17 protein-coding genes and 1 pseudogene are annotated in these 19152 nt (G+C 46.1%); 15 read left to right on the forward strand and 3 right to left on the reverse strand.

Annotation, left to right across the window (positions count from 1 at the left end; translation table 11 throughout):
* The first annotated feature begins 79 nt into the window (after positions 1-79).
* A complete protein-coding gene (locus ACYCS5_RS25615) occupies positions 80-892 on the forward strand; it encodes a DUF3891 family protein (RefSeq protein WP_029519094.1) in 813 nt (270 codons plus the stop codon).
* 104 nt (positions 893-996) lie between these two features.
* On the opposite strand, the gene ACYCS5_RS25620 is transcribed toward ACYCS5_RS25615, so the two are convergent.
* A complete protein-coding gene (locus ACYCS5_RS25620; RefSeq protein ID WP_023988334.1) occupies positions 997-1134 on the reverse strand; it encodes a hypothetical protein in 138 nt (45 codons plus the stop codon).
* A gap of 255 nt (positions 1135-1389) precedes the next feature.
* On the opposite strand from ACYCS5_RS25620, the gene ACYCS5_RS25625 reads away from it, so the two are divergent.
* The 6 genes from ACYCS5_RS25625 to ACYCS5_RS25650 all read left to right on the forward strand — a co-directional run bounded on the left by ACYCS5_RS25625 (position 1390) and on the right by ACYCS5_RS25650 (position 11171).
* The gene (locus tag ACYCS5_RS25625; RefSeq protein ID WP_029519096.1) at positions 1390-2535 is read left to right on the forward strand and encodes a glucose-1-phosphate adenylyltransferase; all 1146 of its coding nucleotides are present in this window, start codon (positions 1390-1392) and stop codon (positions 2533-2535) included.
* 23 nt (positions 2536-2558) lie between these two features.
* Positions 2559-3662, forward strand: a complete 1104-nt coding sequence (gene glgD, locus ACYCS5_RS25630) for a glucose-1-phosphate adenylyltransferase subunit GlgD (protein WP_029519097.1) — start codon at positions 2559-2561, stop codon at positions 3660-3662.
* Positions 3663-3707: 45 nt separating this feature from the next.
* Positions 3708-6161: a glycogen/starch/alpha-glucan phosphorylase gene (locus tag ACYCS5_RS25635; protein WP_459760307.1), complete on the forward strand. Its 2454-nt coding sequence runs from the start codon at positions 3708-3710 to the stop codon at positions 6159-6161.
* 190 nt (positions 6162-6351) lie between these two features.
* Positions 6352-6903: a DUF2062 domain-containing protein gene (locus ACYCS5_RS25640; RefSeq protein ID WP_049817076.1), complete on the forward strand. Its 552-nt coding sequence runs from the start codon at positions 6352-6354 to the stop codon at positions 6901-6903.
* 210 nt (positions 6904-7113) lie between these two features.
* Positions 7114-9789, forward strand: a complete 2676-nt coding sequence (locus ACYCS5_RS25645; RefSeq protein ID WP_459760308.1) for a YhgE/Pip domain-containing protein — start codon at positions 7114-7116, stop codon at positions 9787-9789.
* 407 nt (positions 9790-10196) lie between these two features.
* Positions 10197-11171 carry an aldo/keto reductase gene (locus ACYCS5_RS25650; RefSeq protein WP_340885174.1) on the forward strand — a complete coding sequence of 325 codons (975 nt, stop codon included), beginning with the start codon at positions 10197-10199 and terminating at the stop codon, positions 11169-11171.
* Positions 11172-11350: 179 nt separating this feature from the next.
* Here ACYCS5_RS25650 and ACYCS5_RS25655 read toward each other — a convergent pair whose 3' ends face one another.
* Positions 11351-11578: a hypothetical protein gene (locus ACYCS5_RS25655; RefSeq protein ID WP_165147336.1), complete on the reverse strand. Its 228-nt coding sequence runs from the start codon at positions 11576-11578 to the stop codon at positions 11351-11353.
* A gap of 189 nt (positions 11579-11767) precedes the next feature.
* On the opposite strand from ACYCS5_RS25655, the gene ACYCS5_RS25660 reads away from it, so the two are divergent.
* From ACYCS5_RS25660 to ACYCS5_RS25695, 8 genes are all read left to right on the forward strand, one after another.
* Entirely contained in the window at positions 11768-12409 is a 642-nt protein-coding gene (locus tag ACYCS5_RS25660) for a universal stress protein (RefSeq protein WP_165147333.1), read from the forward strand.
* A gap of 47 nt (positions 12410-12456) precedes the next feature.
* The gene (locus ACYCS5_RS25665) at positions 12457-15315 is read left to right on the forward strand and encodes a Na+/H+ antiporter subunit A (RefSeq protein WP_165147330.1); all 2859 of its coding nucleotides are present in this window, start codon (positions 12457-12459) and stop codon (positions 15313-15315) included.
* Position 15316: 1 nt separating this feature from the next.
* Positions 15317-15652 carry a Na(+)/H(+) antiporter subunit C gene (locus ACYCS5_RS25670; protein WP_134902158.1) on the forward strand — a complete coding sequence of 112 codons (336 nt, stop codon included), beginning with the start codon at positions 15317-15319 and terminating at the stop codon, positions 15650-15652.
* Positions 15649-17124: a Na+/H+ antiporter subunit D gene (locus ACYCS5_RS25675; protein WP_459760309.1), complete on the forward strand. Its 1476-nt coding sequence runs from the start codon at positions 15649-15651 to the stop codon at positions 17122-17124. Before ACYCS5_RS25670 ends, ACYCS5_RS25675 begins: the two co-directional genes overlap by 4 nt.
* A 6-nt stretch (positions 17125-17130) precedes the next feature.
* Complete coding sequence (locus ACYCS5_RS25680) at positions 17131-17607, forward strand: Na+/H+ antiporter subunit E (RefSeq protein WP_165147321.1); 477 nt, start codon at positions 17131-17133, stop codon at positions 17605-17607.
* Entirely contained in the window at positions 17607-17900 is a 294-nt protein-coding gene (locus ACYCS5_RS25685; protein ID WP_340887085.1) for a Na(+)/H(+) antiporter subunit F1, read from the forward strand. The genes ACYCS5_RS25680 and ACYCS5_RS25685 overlap by 1 nt, the downstream gene beginning before the upstream one ends.
* Positions 17884-18252, forward strand: coding sequence for a monovalent cation/H(+) antiporter subunit G (mnhG, locus tag ACYCS5_RS25690; RefSeq protein ID WP_459760310.1), 369 nt, complete (start codon positions 17884-17886; stop codon positions 18250-18252). Before ACYCS5_RS25685 ends, mnhG begins: the two co-directional genes overlap by 17 nt.
* A gap of 66 nt (positions 18253-18318) precedes the next feature.
* A complete protein-coding gene (locus tag ACYCS5_RS25695; protein WP_238437775.1) occupies positions 18319-18606 on the forward strand; it encodes a hypothetical protein in 288 nt (95 codons plus the stop codon).
* A 66-nt stretch (positions 18607-18672) separates the two neighbouring features.
* Here the strand turns inward: ACYCS5_RS25695 and ACYCS5_RS25700 are convergent.
* A pseudogene (locus ACYCS5_RS25700) lies at positions 18673-19114 on the reverse strand (multidrug resistance efflux transporter family protein); the annotation flags it as partial.
* Positions 19115-19152: the final 38 nt, after the last annotated feature.

Here is a 19152-nt window from a genome sequence, read left to right on the forward strand (position 1 = left end):
AAACGTATGCATAACCATGACCTTCAATCAGAGAGTTTGTACACAATCACACGAATCGCCGAACGGAAGGGGAGAGCATATGGTTATTTATGAAACGGACCAAGCTTATATCATGACGACGCAGCATGACCATGCCCATATTTCAGGTGAGTTGGCTTTACAATGGGAAGAGAGTGCCTTCAAGAATAGACGTCATAAGCAGGATTTTGTATATGCAGCAAGGGAGCATGATCGGGGTTGGATACAGTTAGACGCTGCTCCTTTCTGGAATGATCATATGTCAGTACCTTATACATTTATTGATTTTCCGCTCAGTCCACGTTTTGTTTTCTATCGTCTTGGGATTGATGAAGTCGAACAAGGAAACACGTATGCTGCGTTGCTGTGTAGCTTGATGTACAAGGAGCTAGTCGGGCGGACCGAGCATCAAAATGCTCAGGACAAGCAGATTACGCATGCTTATCAGGAAGCGGAGGAACAGCGTCGTCTGAGGCTCAAACAGGAGCTGGCATGTGGCGTAACCTTCGACCATCAAGTGCGGACGGATGTACGGAGAATGTTGTTTTGCGACGAATTGAGTCTGTTTTTGTGCAGTCGAGAGCCGGGTACGCCTACAGTAGAATATGAATGGTTTGCTGAAGGTTTGAGCTTCCCGGCTGTTCGTCATGAAAGCGGGCGAGTTTGGGCCGAGTGGCTATCGGATCAGACTGTAGGTCTCTCCTTTTTTCCTTTCAAGGGCAAGGTAGGGATTACTCATACCTTTAAAAAGGTGGACAAGGAGAAAATTCGTACCTTCGGTCTCCTAGAGGCTTACCGTTCTTCCGAATGGACGCATCGAACCTTTACCGTTGAACATATCATGGAAGTAGAAGAACATAAGGAGAATGCCTGACCGTCTACGAATACAGCCTCGAACAATAATTTGTTTGTAGACGCAGAGAAAAGCCTCCCTGAACCATGATTCAGAGAGGCTCGCTTTTTTCTAGCTTTAACATTTTACGATTTTGCAGAGGTTTTCGCACGATTGACAATAGTCTGTACCTTATTCAATACCTTATCGCGTGCCCCTTTATTTTTCATCAGATACGTCACACCCATTCCCAATGCTGCTACCACCCATTTCTTATTCTTCATAAAGTACGCCTCCTTATGATCATGTTGTCATACCCAAATGCTTAAAAGCATCCAAAATGTGAAAAGATGAACGGGATTTTACGATTTAGTGATTCCTTGCACTCGTTCCGCATAACTATGATTTACCCTTCTCCATCACATCTTACCCGTTCCTTCGCCAATGAAACGATTACGACTGTCTTTTCATGTTTAATGGATATTATCAAATATCCCGCCACAATGGCTTCAGACGCACATGACAGGGAGGTCTTTGTTATGAGAAAGAAGGAAGTGGTTGCCATGCTGCTCGCCGGCGGACAAGGCAAAAGACTCAAAGGACTTACTCGTACACTAGCCAAACCGGCAGTATTTTTTGGAGGAACTTACCGCATTATTGATTTCCCTCTCAGCAATTGCACTCATTCTGGTATAGACACTGTAGGTGTATTGACCCAATACGAGCCGTTGGTGCTCCATTCCTATATCGGCGTAGGCAGCGACTGGGATTTGGATCGTCTGGATGGAGGAGTGTTCGTTTTACCTCCGCACGAGAAAGAAGATGGAAACAACTGGTATAGGGGCACGGCGGATGCAATATATCGAAACCTGCATTTCTTGGACCAGTATGACCCGGAGCATGTACTCATTCTGTCAGGGGATCACATTTATAAAATGGACTACAGTCGAATGCTCCACTATCACAAGGAGAAGGAAGCAGACTGCACCATTTCTGTTATCAATGTCACGATTCAGGAAGCTAAACGATTTGGAATCCTGAACGCTGACGATGATCTGAAAATATATGACTTTGAGGAGAAGCCTGAACAGCCGAAAAGTACATTGGCCTCCATGGGTATTTATTTGTTCAAATGGGAGGTGTTGCGTCGCTATTTACTGGAAAGCGCAAGCGATTCTGAATCCTCACATGATTTTGGCAAGGATATCATTCCATTGTTGCTTCAGCATGGCCGGTCGCTGTATGCGTACCCGTTTGCTGGGTACTGGAAGGATGTAGGTACCATTCAGAGCTTGTGGGAGTCCAACATGGATCTTCTGGTTCAGGATCCGCCTTTGGATCTGAATGATCCTTTCTGGCGCATCTATACTCGCAGCCCCAATCAACCGGCCCAGTATATAACCCAACGGGCGATTCTCAAAAACAGCATTGTAAATGAAGGTTGCATGGTGGATGGAGAAGTAAGGCATTCTGTACTATTTTATGGGGTCGAAGTAGGTGAAGGGAGCGTCATTACCGATTCTGTCATCATGCCGAACGTAAAAATTGGGCGCAATGTACGTATTCACCGGGCTATCGTGAATGAGAACATCGTTATTGAAGACAACGCGTTTATTGGACCTGAAGATAGTTCTGATGAGATTATTTTGTTCGATCAGGAAAGCCAGCTTCATGCACGAATTTAACCTGGATAAGGACGGTGTCTGCAATGAGTCGACTCATTGGAGTTATCAACCTGGATCACGAACTGGATCAGTTGAAGGAGTTGACCTATTTCCGGTGCGGGGCCGCAGTCCCCTTTGCTAGTCGATATCGGCTCATTGATTTTACCTTATCCAATATGATGCATGCAGGGGTGCATGATATTGCATTGTTTATCCGCCGCAAATACCGTTCGCTGCTGGATCATCTGGGCGAAGGTCGGCCTTGGGATTTAGACCGCAGACGGGGCGGGTTGTTTATTTTGCCACCGGACTGGAATGATCCGACGGATGCATCGCGTGGAGATTTGCAGCATGTGCACAACAATCTGGACTTTTTCCATCGCTCATCGGGGCAAACCATTATTCACGCAGGAACTCAGCATGTCAATAAGGTGGATATCGAGGATGTATATCGTTATCATCAGGAGAAAAATGCAGATGTTACCCTTGTATATAAACCCATAGACCAGCTAGAATCTGAGCATGATCCTTGTGCACGACTGGAGATTGATGAGAACGGACGAGTGACGGGTATTCATCAGGAGCAGGATCATCATAACATTTATCTGGAGATGTTTGTGATGGACAAAGACTTGTATCTGGATCAGGTGAAGCATTGCATTGCCCATCAGGATAATCATTTCTTTCGTGATGCCATCCAGAAAAACCCAAGTGGACTGCGTATTTATGCGTATCGTTATGAAGGTTATCATGCGGTTATTAATTCTATTGAGAGCTACTATAAAAATAGCATGAAGCTGTTGGATCAGCAGCAGTATCAAGCCCTGTTTCAGAATCAGCCGGTGCACACCAAAATCAAGTATGAAGCCCCGACCCGCTATACGCACAGCGCCGAGGTGGATCATTCACTTGTTGCCAATGGCTGCACCATTGGAGGCAAGGTCGAGAATAGTATTCTTTTCCGTGGAGTGCGGGTGGAGGAGGGTGCGCGGGTAAGCAACTCGATTATTATGCAAAAATGTGTCATCCGTAAAGGGGCAGTTGTGGAGAATGTGGTTTTAGATAAAGATGTACAGCTTTCACCAGATCGAACTCTGATTGGAGACATTAGAGTTCCCTATGTCATTGCCAAGAATAGCGTAATTTAAAGGATATACTTAGCCATTAAAACGGAAATAACAGGAGGTACAACTTTGTTCAGCAATAAAGAAGCATTTAAGCAGGCTTTTCGAGAGCAACTGGTCGGAAGGCTGGGCAAACCGCTGCAGGAGGCTCAGTCGGAAGACGTATATAAGGTTTTGGGTGGCATGATTCGTGAACAAGTCGGCAAGAATTGGGCAGAAACGAACCAAGCCTATAAAGAAGGACAAGAGAAGCAGATTTATTATTTTTCCCTGGAATTTTTGATAGGTCGTCTACTGGGCAGTAATCTGCTGAATTTGGGCGTACTGGATATGGTTCGGCAGGCATTGGGTGAACTGGGCTGGGATCTGGAGGAAATTGAAGAACAGGAGGCGGACGCGGGGCTAGGCAATGGGGGTCTCGGCCGTCTGGCGGCTTGCTTCATGGACTCGCTGGCATCCCTTGGCTATGCAGGACATGGCTGCGGCATCCGGTATAAATATGGTCTGTTTGAACAGCGTATTGTGGACGGCAATCAGGTTGAACTGCCGGATTACTGGCTACAGAAAGGGAATGTCTGGGAGGAACGTCGTCCTGATAAAAAGGTCGAGGTTCATTTTTGGGGAAGAGTGGAAACCCACGAACAGGAGGGACGTCTTGTATTCGAGACAAAGGATGCCGAAACGGTTTGGGCTGTCCCTTACGATATTCCGCTGGTAGGCTATGGTCATACACAGGTGAATACGCTGCGGATTTGGAGTGCGGAATCAGCGCTTGATCCCGTTCGAGGACCGATTCGAGGCGAAGGCGGTTATTACCGCTTTCTCGACTACAATCGATCGGTGGAATCTATCTCCGCATTTCTATATCCGGACGACTCCAATTATGAGGGAAAGCTGCTTCGCTTGAAGCAGCAGTATTTCCTGTGCTCGGCCGGATTACAAAGTATTTTGCGTACGTTTGAGAAGCTTCGTTTACCTTACAGCCATTTGCCCGATAAAATAGCACTGCACATTAACGATACACATCCGACCCTAGTTATTCCGGAACTGATGCGTATTCTGATGGACGTGAAGGGCTTGGGCTGGGACGAAGCATGGGATATTACGACGCGAACCGTTTCATATACGAATCATACGATATTAAGTGAGGCGTTGGAACAATGGCCTGTTAATATGGTACGGGAGCTGCTTCCTCGTATTTCTTTAATCATTGAAGAAATTAACAAACGTTATTGCGCTATGCTACTGGAGCTTTACCCAGGCCAGGACATCAAAATTGGTGAAATGGCGATTATTCACGGTGAACAAATCCGTATGGTCCACTTGGCAATCGTCGGCAGCTACAGCGTTAATGGGGTGGCTGCGCTGCATACGCAAATATTAAAGGAACGAGAGATGAAGTCGTTTCACGAGCTGTACCCTGACCGTTTTAACAATAAAACAAACGGGATTGCCCATCGCCGCTGGCTGATGCACGCCAACCCGGAGCTGGCAAGCTTGTACGATGAGACGATCGGCACACGCTGGAGGACCCGTCCAAGGGAGCTCATCGACCTGCTTCGTTACAGTGGGGACGAGACGTTCAAAGAACGGATACAGGCGATTAAGCGAAATAATAAAGTCAGGCTTGCTGAGTATGTTTTTGCAAAACAGGGCGTGCGATTGGATACGTCCTCCATTTTTGATGTACAGGTCAAACGGTTGCATGGTTATAAGCGACAGCTGCTCAATATTTTGCATGTGATGCATCTATACAACCAGCTTAAAAGTAATCCGGGCCTGGATGTGACGCCACGCACATTTATTTTTGGAGCCAAAGCCGCACCCGGTTATTTTCTCGCCAAACAGACGATCAAGCTCATTAATAACGTGGCGGACACGATCAATCGAGATGTGGAAGTCAAGGACAAGCTGAAAGTCGTTTTCCTTGAAAATTATTCGGTCTCACTGGCGGAGCTGATTATTCCTGCGGCGGATGTCAGTGAGCAGATTTCCACGGCAGGCAAAGAAGCTTCAGGCACAGGCAATATGAAATTTATGATGAACGGTGCGCTCACAATAGGTACATTGGACGGAGCCAATGTTGAAATGCATGAAATGGTAGGCGATGCCAACATGTTCATTTTTGGATTGAAGGTGGATCAGATCGAGGCATATTACCGGGACGGCCAGTATTCGGCGCGCAAAACAGCCAACAGTGACGAAAGACTGCGTGAAGTGCTGGATCAACTCGTGAACGATGCTCCTTTTACGCGGCATGAACGGGAATTTGAGGCCATTTATCAATCCCTGATTGATCATAATGATGAATACTTTGTGCTCAAGGACTTCGCAGCCTATGTGGATACGCAGGTTCATATTGAACAGGTGTATCGGAATCCCTCGGAGTGGGCTCGGCGTGCTATTGTCAATATGGCACACTCCGGTAAATTTTCTAGTGATTGTACGATTCAGCAATACGCGGCTGAGATTTGGGACATTGTACCTCTCCAGAACGATGTCTACAAGCGAATTCTGTCCTAAAACGGCGAAACAGGCGGAATAGCATTGCTTTTCGAACGCTGAGGGTTATAATGACAGTATAGACATAAGTAAGGATGGGAGCTGTAAATACTCATTCCTGAACTTGAATTGTACTGTTGAAGGAGTCCTCCTATTGATAAAGCTCAATCCGAAAAGGCTCAAACCTCATAAATCGAAGAAGAACTATAATATGTTTCAAAATATAGGGCGTGCGATTCGGCTGAATTTCATCAAGCTGTTGCGCGCCCCTGGAGGAGTTAAAAAGATCTCCTTGGGCTTCGCCATTGGCTTTGCGCTGGAGATGATTGTGATTTCCACGGCTTCTCTGGTATACCTTGTTTTTTATCCGATTGTTCGTCTCTCTGGCGGATCGCTGCCTGCGGCCATTGTGGGTAACGTTGTAGGTAAGCTAACCTTTTTACCAATTGTACTGATGCCATTCGCCAAGCAAGTGGGGGCTTGGATTTATCCATCTCATTATCCGGTACATGTTAGGGGTGGACGACTTCACGAGCATTCTTTTATGGAGCTGTTTCACGGCAACTGGTCTGTATTCAGAGACTTGTTGCACGGAGGCTTGCACATCCTGATCGGCATGTCGATTTTCGGTGTGGTGCTGGGCATTATCTCGTATTTTGTCATTCAGGTTCTGTATAATCGTTCGCTGCACAAACGGTTGGAGAAGCGGAAGTTGCGTCATGGCGCAGCATTTTCGGCGGCCAGACTGCTGAAGAATGGATAACTATGTATAAGAAAGAAGCTCTTCGAGCCTATTTATTAGGTCCGAAGGGCTTCTTTGAGTTGGGGCAAGAAAAAGCCTTTGATCTCTATAAGACCCATACGCTTTTGGCATATATTGTAACAGGGTTGGCTTCATTCGCTCGAATCGTTTACAATACGTGTGCATACAACAATGGACGACAGGTTAATGTACATACAAGGAGTGATGAAGTTGCGGAAGATATGGCAAATCTACTTAACAGACTGGAGAAATGTATTCAAAGTATCGACCGGGACTTTATTAGTTATTGGCATCATTCTTTTGCCTTCCGTCTATGCATGGGTGAATTTGAAAGCGATGTGGGATCCATATGCGAATACATCTGGAATTAAAATTGCAGTAACCAGCCAAGATCAGGGTGCAGAAGTGAATGGTAAGAAGATTAATATCGGCGATGAGGTTTTGCATAACCTTAAAAATAACAAGAAGCTGGGTTGGACTTTTGTCAATGAAGCGGAAGCACGGAAAGGTGTGTTGGATGGTGATTATTATGCCAGCCTGCTGATCCCGAAAGACTTTTCAGAGAAAATTACGAGTGTGCTGACGGAAAATCCGCAAAAGCCGGAAATTGATTACGCCGTAAATGAAAAAATTAATGCAGTAGCTCCGAAAATTACATCTTCGGGGGCAACTTCTCTGACGAACCAGATTAGCCAAAACTTTATTGAAACTGCCAGCCAGGCGGTATTGACGAAGTTGAAGGAAGCTGGAGTAAAGTTGGAGGAGGAACTCCCGACAATTCGTAATATTGAAAACCGGGTGTTGGAGCTAAATAATCGACTACCGGATATCGATAGGTTGGGCAAACAGGCCTTGAAGCTGGAGCAAAATTTGCCGAAAATTAAGGCGCAGGGACAAAAGATTATCGCATTGAAGGAGAAAATTCCTGAAATTAACCGCGCCGGTGACCTGGTGCTCAAAATTGACAAAAACATGCCTGAGCTGGACAAGGTAGCCGCTGTTATTTTAGATATCCAAAAAAGACTACCTGATATTCAAAAGGCTGGTGATCGAATTGTTGAACTGGATCAAAATTTTAGCAAGGTAGAAAGCGCACTGACCACCGCCCTAGAGGACATGCAAACGGCTCTTAAAGTTATTAATGCTGCCCAGAAGGCACTGCCAGAAGTACAGCAGATAGCGGACACAGGCAAGGACTTTACAAACGGTTTACTTGAATTTCTGGACAAAAATGAGGGTGCGCTTGATTCGATAGGTACAGTAGTTAAAGAAGATTTACAACTGGTACAACAAATTGCGAATGAGGTTTCTCAGATTACAGACATCATTCGTGGTGTGGATTTTGATCCTAAAGCAGCACAAGCTGCGGTGAATCGTGTCAGCGGTAGGCTGACAACTGCCGTGGGGGTGCTGGATCATATATCTCAATTGCTGAACCGTGTGAACGGATATTTGCCAAGTCAACCTCTGGATTCACTTATTTCCCGTGTGAGCGGGGTGGAGGATCGTTTCCGCCGTCTGAATAGCACAGTAACTAGTATCGGGAATGTCATCCAGCGCGGTGAAAAGCCTGCGCAAAATCTGCTGGATGACACTGATCGCCTTGCTGGAGAAATCAGTAGCGGAATTGACAGCATTTTGGGCAATTATGATACGGAGTATGCACCCGCCATTCAAAAGGCGCTAGATCAGATCAAATCCGTAGCCCGCAATTCTGCCAATGTGCTGACTACAACTCAAGAGCAGCTACCGAATATTGAAAAGCTATTAAATGACGCACAGGCTGCAGCAGAATTCGGCCAGCAAGAGCTAACACGTCTCCAGCAGGATCTGCCACAATACCGTCAGAAACTGCATGAAGCGGCGACAACGATTCAGGGACGTATGGGCGAGTTTACGAATGCTGTGAACAAAGCAGCAGACTTCGTAAATAACGATTTGCCGACGGTTAAAAGTAAAATTCATCAGGCGGCAGATTTTGTGCGTAATGATTTGCCCAAAGCGGAACAACAGTTTGTCAAAATGGCTGACTTAATTGAAAATAAATTTCCTGAAGCGGAAAAAGCGGTGCACCAAGTAGCCAATTTTGTAAGGAGCGATCTTCCAGCTGCCGAGGATTCCATACGTCAGGCTGCAGATACCATTCGCAAGCTTAAGGGCGAAAATGCACTCGGACGCGCTATTGCATTGCTCAAGGGGGATGTGAAAAAGGAAAGTGAGTTTCTCGGCAGTCCGGTATCGTTGAAGCAGGAACGGATATATCCAATCCCTAACTATGGTTCTGCGATGTCACCTTTTTACACTACATTGTCGATTTGGGTAGGTGCGATGCTACTGGTATCAATGTTCAGGGTAGATGTGGATGACCCGGAAGGACAATTTAAAAGCTACCAAGTGTATTTCGGACGGCTGATGACATTCTCCACAATTGGTATTTTTCAGGCGCTGAGCGTATCTCTCGGTGACTTGTTCCTGCTCGGGGCGTATGTGGATGCCAAAGTAGCCTTTGTACTGTCCTCTATGCTGATCAGTCTGGTGTTTACGGCGATGACCTATACACTAGTTTCTGTGTTCGGCAATATCGGCAAGGGACTGGCGGTCATCCTGCTGGTGCTTCAATTCTCCAGTTCAGGAGGGACGTTTCCGATTGCGACGAGTACACCATTCTTTCAGGCGCTGAATCCATTTGTACCATTTACCTATGCGGTTAGTCTGTTACGAGAGACAGTAGGAGGGATGTTGGCTTCAACGGTGATACGGGATGTGGTGATGCTGTTTGTATTTATCGGTGTTTGCTTCCTGTTTGGATTGGTGTTGAAGAAGCCGCTCAGCAAGCATACGAAAAAAATGGCTGAGCGAGCGAAAGAAACGAAATTAATTCCTTGATTGTTAAAAAAAGAATGAGTTACGGGGGCTGAAGTGAGCCGCTCCGCGAAGGATTTGATCTTACGATCGCTGTTGCCACGGGATTCTTTGGATTAGATAGACATGAAAAGGTAAGAATCCCGTGGCAAAGGCGAACGCTCCGCTTCTCCAGATTCAAATCCTCCGCTCTGCTGGCATCCGCCGTAAAGTCACTTTCTTTAACATTCGGCGGGTAGTACGGGGAGGTGGCCTCCGCATGTTATGCTTCGGCATGGTGCGGAGGCTTTTTTGCATGCGCTATCCAATCTTTAAATTGCATTTGGGGGTGTTTCAATGCGGTTTGTTCTGGTGAATAAACGGAGTATGGTCTTTTTTTGGCATGTAATTTTGCGGAATTTTAAAATCCTTAGGCAAAGGCGGGAGGTAGTATGGAGTATTCATACTTAGGAAAGTCAGGCTTAAAGGTTAGTCGGTTATGTCTGGGGACGATGAATTTCGGACCAGAAACCGAAGAAAAGGATGCGTTTAAAATTATGGATGCCGCGCTGGATGCGGGCATTAACTTTTTTGATACGGCTAATGTATATGGCCATGACCGTAAAGGTTGGACAGAGGAAATTATCGGACGTTGGTTCCAGCAGGGCGGCGGAAGACGCGAGAAGGTCGTGTTGGCAACGAAGGTATACGGAGATATGAAAAATGAACATGACGGACCCAATACAGGATCAGGCTTATCTGCTTACAAAATTCGCCGCCATTTGGATGCGTCTCTGAAACGTCTGCAGACCGACCATGTAGAGCTATACCAAATGCATCACATTGACCGAAACGTGTCATGGGATGAGCTGTGGGGCGTATTTGAGTCCGTGGTGGATCGGGGACAAGTTGGTTATATCGGTTCTAGTAATTTTGCGGGCTGGCATATTGCGGTGGCGCAGGCCGAAGCGAAGGCACGACGTTTTCTGGGGCTTGTATCCGAGCAGCATTTGTACAACTTGAACGAACGTTCCGCCGAGCTTGAAGTATTACCGGCAGCTCAAGAGCTGGGGCTGGGTGTGATTCCATGGAGCCCGCTGGCGGGCGGACTGCTGGGACGGAATGCGTTAGCAGGTACTGGTTCTCGCAGCGCACGCGCCAAGGAAAAGGTGGAGCAGAATCGTGCGAAGCTGGAGCAATTTGCAGCATTGTCCCGCGAGCTGGGTGAAAAGGAAGACGTGATTGCACTGGCTTGGGTACTGTCCCATCCGGCTGTAACGGCTCCAATTATCGGACCACGGACCTTAGAACAGTTAGAGGATGCTCTACGGGTACCTGAGGTCAAATTGAGCGAAGATGTGCTTGCCAAGCTGAATGAGATTTTCCCGGGTCCGGGAAAACCTGCGCCAGAAGCCTACGCTTGGTAATAATACTTTGTACTCGTCATAAAGCATCATTCTTTGTTAGAAATCATCGGCAAAAAGCAGCAGATCGGGAATAGTCTCCTTGATCTGCTGTTTTTATACTAGTGTCCTATCCTAAATCGTGGTTGGCAAAACGGCTATAGTCAAGGGTTCATATTAAAGATAATCGAAAAAGCTAACAACTATTCACCAATCTTTCGTACTATTCGTACATACTCCCGGGGGAGAAAGGGAATGCTTATTAGAACAGGTTCAGCAAAATTGGCTGATCGGAATTTGTAACTTTCATTTGCTGATAACTTTTGGTTGCTCTTAACTGCTTTTTCATGAATATTATATTCAAGTCTCCAGCCCACGACAAGCAACAGGATAAAGAGACTGGTGCAGATCATCACTTTGCGCATCAACATGTGAACCACTCCTTTGTATGAATATTCTCCATTTATACTAGGTGCTATACGCAAAAGGATTTACCTTTACAATCTCCCCGGTAAACTATATAATTAAAGCTAATTGTATATTGGTTTACCCGGAGGAGCCTGCCAACAGCGGGCTCTTTTTGTGTTTTTTTCGTAAATTGGAAACAGGAGGCAGAGAAAATGATGGCGGAGATGAACAATGAGAGCATTATGGTGTGTGTCCATTATGGTCCGCACGGACAGCGGTTAATTCAAAGAGGCAGCGAGTTGTCCCGGTTACTCGGGGCTCCTTTATATGTGCTTACAGTGGATGCAACCACAGATCATGAATACAACCAAAACAAGGAACAATACCTCTCGGGATGGGAAGAGCAGACTAAAGATGCTGGAGGAGCGTTTCTGATTCGTAAATGCAATGGGAAAAAGACAGCTGAGGTGATTGTGGAGACAGCCCAGGAAAAAAAGGTTACTCAAATCATCATCGGCCAGTCCAGTCAAACGCTATGGCAAGAGATTACCCGTGGTAATTTTGTCAACGATTTGATTGAACAACTGGGTCCTATTGATCTTCATATTGTGGCTGTACAGCGTTATCCCGAGCTTTTAGAGCACTCACATGAGAAGGGATTTTCCGCTTATTTGGTGAAGCAGGATGGAAGTTATGTACTGAGTGAAGAGCCTGGTGGAGAAGATACGATCAAAGGGATATTTTTTCGTGAGCTGGATACTGATTTCAACAGCGGTCTATTCAAAATCGTTAGAAATGGCGAAGCCCAGTATTTGAGAATTCTACAAAGTGAATGGGTAAAGCCGCATTCCTAGAAGTTCATATACAAAAAAATAAGTTTATATAGGGGGAGTGCTCGACTGTGTTGCATGCTGCAATTTTGATTCCATTTCTGCTGGCTGTTCTAATCCCGTTGACCAAGGGCATTTCGCGCTTTCATACAGGTTGGACAGTCTTGCCCGTACCCACAGCTCTTTTCCTGTATTTCCTGACAAGGATATCGAATATTCAGGCTGGAAATGATACGATGTCAACTATATCTTGGATGCCTTCGCTTGGGATTGATATTACGTTGCATCTGGATGGACTCAGCCTGCTGTTTGCTCTGTTGATTACGGGGATGGGTGCGCTGGTGATCTTGTATTCCATTTATTATCTTAATAAGCGGACGGAAGCGATTCGCCATTTCTACATCTATTTGCTCATGTTTATGGGAGCAATGCTTGGTGTCGTTTTGTCCGACAATTTGATGGTTCTATATGGATTCTGGGAGTTAACCAGTATTACTTCATTCCTGCTGATCGCCTTTTGGCACCGACGGGAAAGATCCCGTTATGGAGCGCTGAAGTCGATGCTAATCACTGTCTTTGGCGGGCTGGCGATGTTCGCGGGGTTCAATCTGCTCTACGTAATGAGTGGAACGTACAGCATTCGGGAGATTATAGCCCAAGTCGGCTTATTGACCGAGTCCCCGTTGTTTATTCCGGCGATGCTGCTGATTCTACTGGGGGCATTCACTAAGTCCGCACAATTTCCTTTTCACATCTGGCTGCCCGATGCCATGGAGGCACCGACACCTGTCAGTGCTTATCTGCATTCAGCTACAATGGTTAAGGCGGGGTTATACCTTGTGGCGCGTCTTAGCCCCGTATTCGCTGGTCAGTCCGAATGGTTCTGGTTGGTCTCACTTTCCGGTCTGGTCACGCTTTTTTATGGATCGTTTAAAGCGATTAAACAAACAGATCTTAAAGCTCTGCTTGCCTATTCCACCATTAGTCAGCTCGGTCTGATTATGTGTTTGCTCGGGCTGGGATCGGCTTCTGCCTTTTTTTCTGGTACAGAGGAGTCGTTATTCTATACGACGGCTACTGCGGCGGCCATCTTTCATCTGATCAACCATGCCGTCTTTAAAGGCTCTCTATTTATGGTGGTTGGTATTGTCGACCACGAGGTGAACACTCGGGATCTGCGCAAACTCGGCGGTTTAATATCCTTAATGCCGGTCACCTTTTCTGTGGCGTTGATGGGGGCTTTCTCCATGGCAGGGTTACCACCATTCAGCGGTTTTCTGAGTAAAGAAATGTTCTTTACCGCTGTGTTGAATATTCGGGAGTTGGATGTTCTGAATACACAGTCGTGGATGATTCTAATTCCGGTGATTGCATGGATTGCCAGTGTATTCACTTTTGTTTACAGTATGATTCTGGTCTTTAAGACTTTTACGGGTAAGCTTCAGCCGGAGAAGCTCGATAAAATACCGCATGAAGCACCGCTGGGTCTGTTGATTTCCCCAGTCCTGCTGGTTTCACTCGCTGTGGTATTCGGCTTATTTCCTGATCTCTTGTCTTATTCTCTGATTGAGCCGGCTATGGGCTCGATCTATAATGAGCTATTGTCGCCAGTGGAAACCTTCGGTGTCTCCATACATTTCTGGCATGGTTGGACACCTGAGATATTCATGACACTGGGTGTTATCGCTGCCGGGACACTTCTCTATAGAAGATACACCCGACTGCGGATTCTGGATCGGGAATGGAACGGTAGCAATTTTCTTAATCTCTTGTATGATGGATCTCTTCAAGTGCTGGAGCGTGGATCGAACCGCTTCACAAATCTCTATATGACGGGATCAAACAGACACTATTTGCTTTATATATTTGGCTTTTTCGTCATTGCCTTGGGAAGTGTGATGCTTGGGACGCAAGGGATATCGCTGGGTATGGGCCACTATGCTCCGTTGGCCTTTTATGAGGCTGTCATTGTTGTTGTAATGCTTCTAGCAGCGTTTGCCGTACCCTTTGCCAAGTCGCGGGTCAACGCGATTTTGTTCACCGGTGCAGTCGGGTACATGGTGACCCTGCTGTTTGTTATCTTCCGCGCACCGGATCTTGCGTTAACACAAATGATCGTGGAGACAGTATCCGTCATTCTGTTCCTTCTGTGCTTTAAGTATCTTCCAAAGTTAAAGAAGGATAAGGAGCGTCTGAGCTTTAGATTGCCGAATTTGATTATCGCTGTAGGTGTAGGAATTACGATGACACTCATTGCGCTGGCAGCCATGGGCAGTAGTCCATTCGCTCCCATTTCGGAGTTTTTCCTTAAAGAAAGCTATTCCTTGGCCGGAGGGAAAAACGTAGTCAATGTCATTCTCGTTGACTTCCGGGGATTCGATACTTTATTCGAAATTATGGTTCTCGCTATTGCATCCCTCGGCATTTATGCCTTGATTAACTTGAAAATGGAGCCTGGTATTTCACCCGCCAACAAAAATAAGAAGGGGGGGGGAATTGCCTTTCCGCTCCGGAGTAATGATGTGATCCTGCGAACCCTGTCCAAGGTTATCATAATCGTGATTCTCACCTTCTCAATGTATTTGTTCTTTGCCGGACACAATAATCCGGGAGGTGGCTTCATCGGAGCGCTGATGACTTCAGCTGCGCTTATTTTGATGGCGATCTCCTTCGGAATGGACACGGTTCGTAAAGTCCTTCCGGTGAATTACCGCATGATCACGGCGGTGGGGCTGCTCATTGCAATTCTGACTGCGGCTGGCTCGTTTGTTTTCGGAGCCCCTTTTCTCAGCCATGCCTTTGGCCATTTCGATCTGCCTATTATGGGTGATACCGAGCTGGCTACAGCAGTCCTCTTTGATCTGGGGGTATACCTGGCTGTAGTAGGTGTGACCATGAGTATTATTTTTACCATAGGGGGGGATGAGTGAAATGGAACTGATTATGGCTGTAGCAGTCGGTATTTTATTTACAATTGGAGTGTACCTGATTCTATCTAAGAGTCTTCTGCGTATTGTTTTGGGTACTTCCTTGCTAACACATGGCGTCCATCTGCTGCTACTGACGATGGCCGGGCTAAAGACGGGAGCTGCTCCAGTATTAGGAGGTAAAGCGGAAACTTATGTGGACCCTTTACCGCAGGCGTTAATTCTGACCTCTATCGTTATCAGTTTTGGAGTCACTGCCTTTTTCTTCGTGCTTGCTTACCGCTCATACCAGACGTTGGGCACCGATGAAATCGACAGTGTTAAGGGGGAAGAACAATGACCAATCTCTTGGCACTACCGATTTTAATTCCCTTGTGTACCGCCGTTATATTGATTTTTCTGAAGGAGAAGATTCTGCTTCAGCGGCTCATTAGTACAGTTAGCGCCATTTTGAATATTATAAGTGCTCTTGTGCTGATTTACCGCATTCATAGCGGGGGTATACAAACTTTGCAAATGGGGGGATGGGTGCCGCCGTATGGCATTGTGTTCGTGGGGGACATGTTTGCGGCTCTGCTTGTGCTGACCGCTTCAGTGGTAAGCTTGGGTATTCTCCTCTACTCCTTCCGCAGTATAGGGGCAGAACGGGAGCGTTTTTATTACTATACCTTTTTTCACTTCCTGCTTGTAGGTGTCTATGGATCATTTCTTACAGGAGATATGTTCAATTTGTTCGTTTTCTTCGAGGTTATGCTGATTTCCTCCTATGCCTTAATTTCACTGGGGGGAACGAAGCTCCAGCTTCGGGAAACATCCAAATATTTGCTTATTAACATTGTGTCTTCCACACTCTTTGTGGCGGCAGTTGCTTATCTATATGCGGCTGTAGGCACCCTGAATATGGCTCATTTGTCTCAGCGGGTTGCTGAAGCGGGGCAGGGCGGCGTACTCAATGTGATCGCTGTTCTGTTCCTGATTGTGTTCGCATTGAAGGCGGGGTTATTCCTCTTTTTCTGGCTGCCGGGTTCTTACAGTTCGCCGCCGTCTGCTATAAGGGCCTTGTTCGGTGCGTTACTGACAAAAGTGGGACTGTATGCAATCATTCGGACCTTTACTCTTATTTTTGTGAATGATCCCGGACTCACGCATACGTGGATCGCCTGGATGGCGGCGGCTACGATGATTCTGGGAGGACTGGGAGCGGTAGCTTATAATGATATTCCCCGTATTTTTAATTACAACGTCATTATCAGTGTAGGTTTTGTGGCCTTCGGTCTGGCTGCAGCGACACCAGATGCATTGAATGGGGCGGTTTTCTATTTGCTGCACGATATGTTGGCGAAAGGATTAATGTTTATTCTTGGGGGCATCATTATCACTGCAGCGGGAACGGACCAATTAAAAGATATGGGGGGCCTCATCAAACGCTATCCCTTAATCGGCTGGATGTTCTTTACACTGGCCCTTGCACTTGTAGGTATTCCACCGCTCAGCGGGTTTGCCGGTAAAGTGTTGATCACTCGGGGCGGACTGGATGCCGGAATGCTGACATTATCCTTGATTGGGCTAGGCTCGAGTTTCCTTGTGCTGTATTCGCTGATCAAAGTATTCAGGCTTGCATTTTGGGGGAATGAACCCGAAGGCGACTTGCCGAGGATAGGGCTAAAAAGTGTGAATGCTGTGGCGGCCGGTTTGCTCGTTCTGGTTATATTGATGGGCATCGGGGCGGATTGGGTCTATTCCTATGTTGCACAAGCCGGGGATGTGCTGGCTCATCCCGCGCTATACATCAAAGCTGTAATAAAGGAGTAGATGAAGATGGTCTTTCAAATATTATTAAATCTGATGATTGCGTTGCTCTGGATGCTACTTAACAACGACTGGTCAGGGTCGCGGTTCACCATGGGCATTCTGCTAGGGATAGCCATATTGCTTGTTTTGCGTAAATTCCGTCCAGAACCTTTCTACCTGAAGCGTATATGGGCCATCCTAAAGCTGCTACTTCTGTTTATGCGGGAACTGATCGTTTCCAGCTTTGCGGTTATCCATCATATTCTCCGCCCGAAGCTGACGATCCGCCCAGGCATTTTTGCCTATGAGACCGCCCTAAAGTCAGATTGGGAGATCACTATTTTATCGTGCCTCATTTGTCTGACACCAGGAACGCTCACTCTAGAAGTATCTGGAGAAGGTCAAATGCTGTATATTCATGCCATGGACATACAGGACGCGACACTGCTTTCTGAGCAAATTAGAGGGACATTTGAAAAAGCGATCATGGAGGTGACACAGTGATAGTTTCGGCACTTTTGACTGCATCACTGGCTATTCTCTCCTTAGCCATATTAGGTTGCTTGTACCGTTTGATTAAAGGACCGACACGTCCGGATAGGGTAGCAGCGCTGGACACGATAGGTATAAATCTGCTAGCTATGATTGCTGTGATCTGCATGCAGCTGAGGACACAGGATTTTATTGAGATTGTTCTTGTTATAGGAATACTGACGTTCATAGGAACAACGGCATTGGCGAGATATATAGAAAGAGACGCCGTCATAGATACTGGGGGTGATGAACTTGATCGGTGAGTTGCTTATTGCGATCCTTGTTTTACTCGGTGCTCTGTTCTGTGGATTGAGCGCGTTTGGATTGATGCGGCTGCCAGATGTTTATTTACGTTCTCACGGCGCAACCAAAAGTGCAACGCTTGGCGTGCTTTGCGTATTAACAGGAGCCTTTCTTTATTTTTTGTTTTATGTAGACGTGGTCAGTATCAAATTACTGCTTGCCATTGTATTTGTCTTTATCACTTCTCCCGTAGCCGGACATCTAAATGGAAGAGCTGCCTACCGTTCGGGAGTCCCTCTATGGGAAAACAGTGTTCAGGATGAGTTGGCGCCGGTATTGGAACAAAATACGTCTTCAAAACAACCAAAATGAAAGCAGCCCATAGTGCAGGATTTGCGTCATGTCCGTCTGGATTGATAATAAATGTGGAGGGATCGTGTGCACAATATTGTTTCAGTCCAGCCGTATTACAAAGCGGAAAGGATCGTAACTCCGTTAAAACAGGAAACAGTCATTCATCGTCGAGTTTTACACTTGTATACAACTAAAATTGTATCAGCGTACCGGGAGTTTTCTCTCAATGAGGTATATGATATATCGTTTAAAAGTATCGGGCAGGGCCATGGTGTTCTTTATTTGCATACGAAACAAGGTGTATTCCCTTATACTGTAGAATCAGATCCTAAAGACTTTATGATCGAATTCAAAAAAAATGTAGAAAAGTAAGATCGTTCGATATAAGAAATTTAAAAAGACCGCATCTATTTTGCGGTCTTTTTCTAATGCTTGAAGTTACATAAAGCTTTTAGCATGTGTTACATAACTGCGCAGAATCATGCCGAGGATGACGATGAACATACCCATCCATGATAAAGGAGACGGCATGGGGATATACAAAAAAATAATTCTCCCATTAATGCAAAAAGCACTCCATCATTTTGCGATTACCTAATGGATAGGCGAATGAGGCGAGTATGACAGGCAGAATTCCGAAAATAAAGGGACAAGCAAAGAACCAGAAATAATGGTAATTTGCCGGGTTCCCGCAATCAACCAACCCGGTGAATAAGCCGATGCGAAGCATAGCGGAGCATAAAATAAGCCAAATCCGATGAAGCTCCACCACAATCACGTTCCTGGTTGTTTCGTCATGACTTTCCAAAGAGGCTAGCTTTTGTTGGGTTATCACAATGACAACTAGAATAGGAACCATAAACAGATATCGCAACGAAGCAACCTTAGATTATTCATTTCAAGAGTTTCTTCACAGTT

Source organism: Paenibacillus sp. SEL3, assembly GCF_054602585.1.

Bases quoted from the DNA above. Each gene is read 5' to 3' on its own strand.
- ACYCS5_RS25615 (WP_029519094.1), top strand. From the start codon at position 80: ATGGTTATTTATGAAACGGACCAAGCTTATATCATGACGACGCAGCAT.
- ACYCS5_RS25620 (WP_023988334.1), bottom strand. From the start codon at position 1,134: ATGAAGAATAAGAAATGGGTGGTAGCAGCATTGGGAATGGGTGTGACG.
- ACYCS5_RS25625 (WP_029519096.1), top strand. From the start codon at position 1,390: ATGAGAAAGAAGGAAGTGGTTGCCATGCTGCTCGCCGGCGGACAAGGC.
- glgD (WP_029519097.1), top strand. From the start codon at position 2,559: ATGAGTCGACTCATTGGAGTTATCAACCTGGATCACGAACTGGATCAG.
- ACYCS5_RS25640 (WP_049817076.1), top strand. From the start codon at position 6,352: ATGTTTCAAAATATAGGGCGTGCGATTCGGCTGAATTTCATCAAGCTG.
- ACYCS5_RS25650 (WP_340885174.1), top strand. From the start codon at position 10,197: ATGGAGTATTCATACTTAGGAAAGTCAGGCTTAAAGGTTAGTCGGTTA.
- ACYCS5_RS25655 (WP_165147336.1), bottom strand. From the start codon at position 11,578: ATGTTGATGCGCAAAGTGATGATCTGCACCAGTCTCTTTATCCTGTTG.
- ACYCS5_RS25660 (WP_165147333.1), top strand. From the start codon at position 11,768: ATGATGGCGGAGATGAACAATGAGAGCATTATGGTGTGTGTCCATTAT.
- ACYCS5_RS25670 (WP_134902158.1), top strand. From the start codon at position 15,317: ATGGAACTGATTATGGCTGTAGCAGTCGGTATTTTATTTACAATTGGA.
- ACYCS5_RS25675 (WP_459760309.1), top strand. From the start codon at position 15,649: ATGACCAATCTCTTGGCACTACCGATTTTAATTCCCTTGTGTACCGCC.
- ACYCS5_RS25680 (WP_165147321.1), top strand. From the start codon at position 17,131: ATGGTCTTTCAAATATTATTAAATCTGATGATTGCGTTGCTCTGGATG.
- mnhG (WP_459760310.1), top strand. From the start codon at position 17,884: ATGAACTTGATCGGTGAGTTGCTTATTGCGATCCTTGTTTTACTCGGT.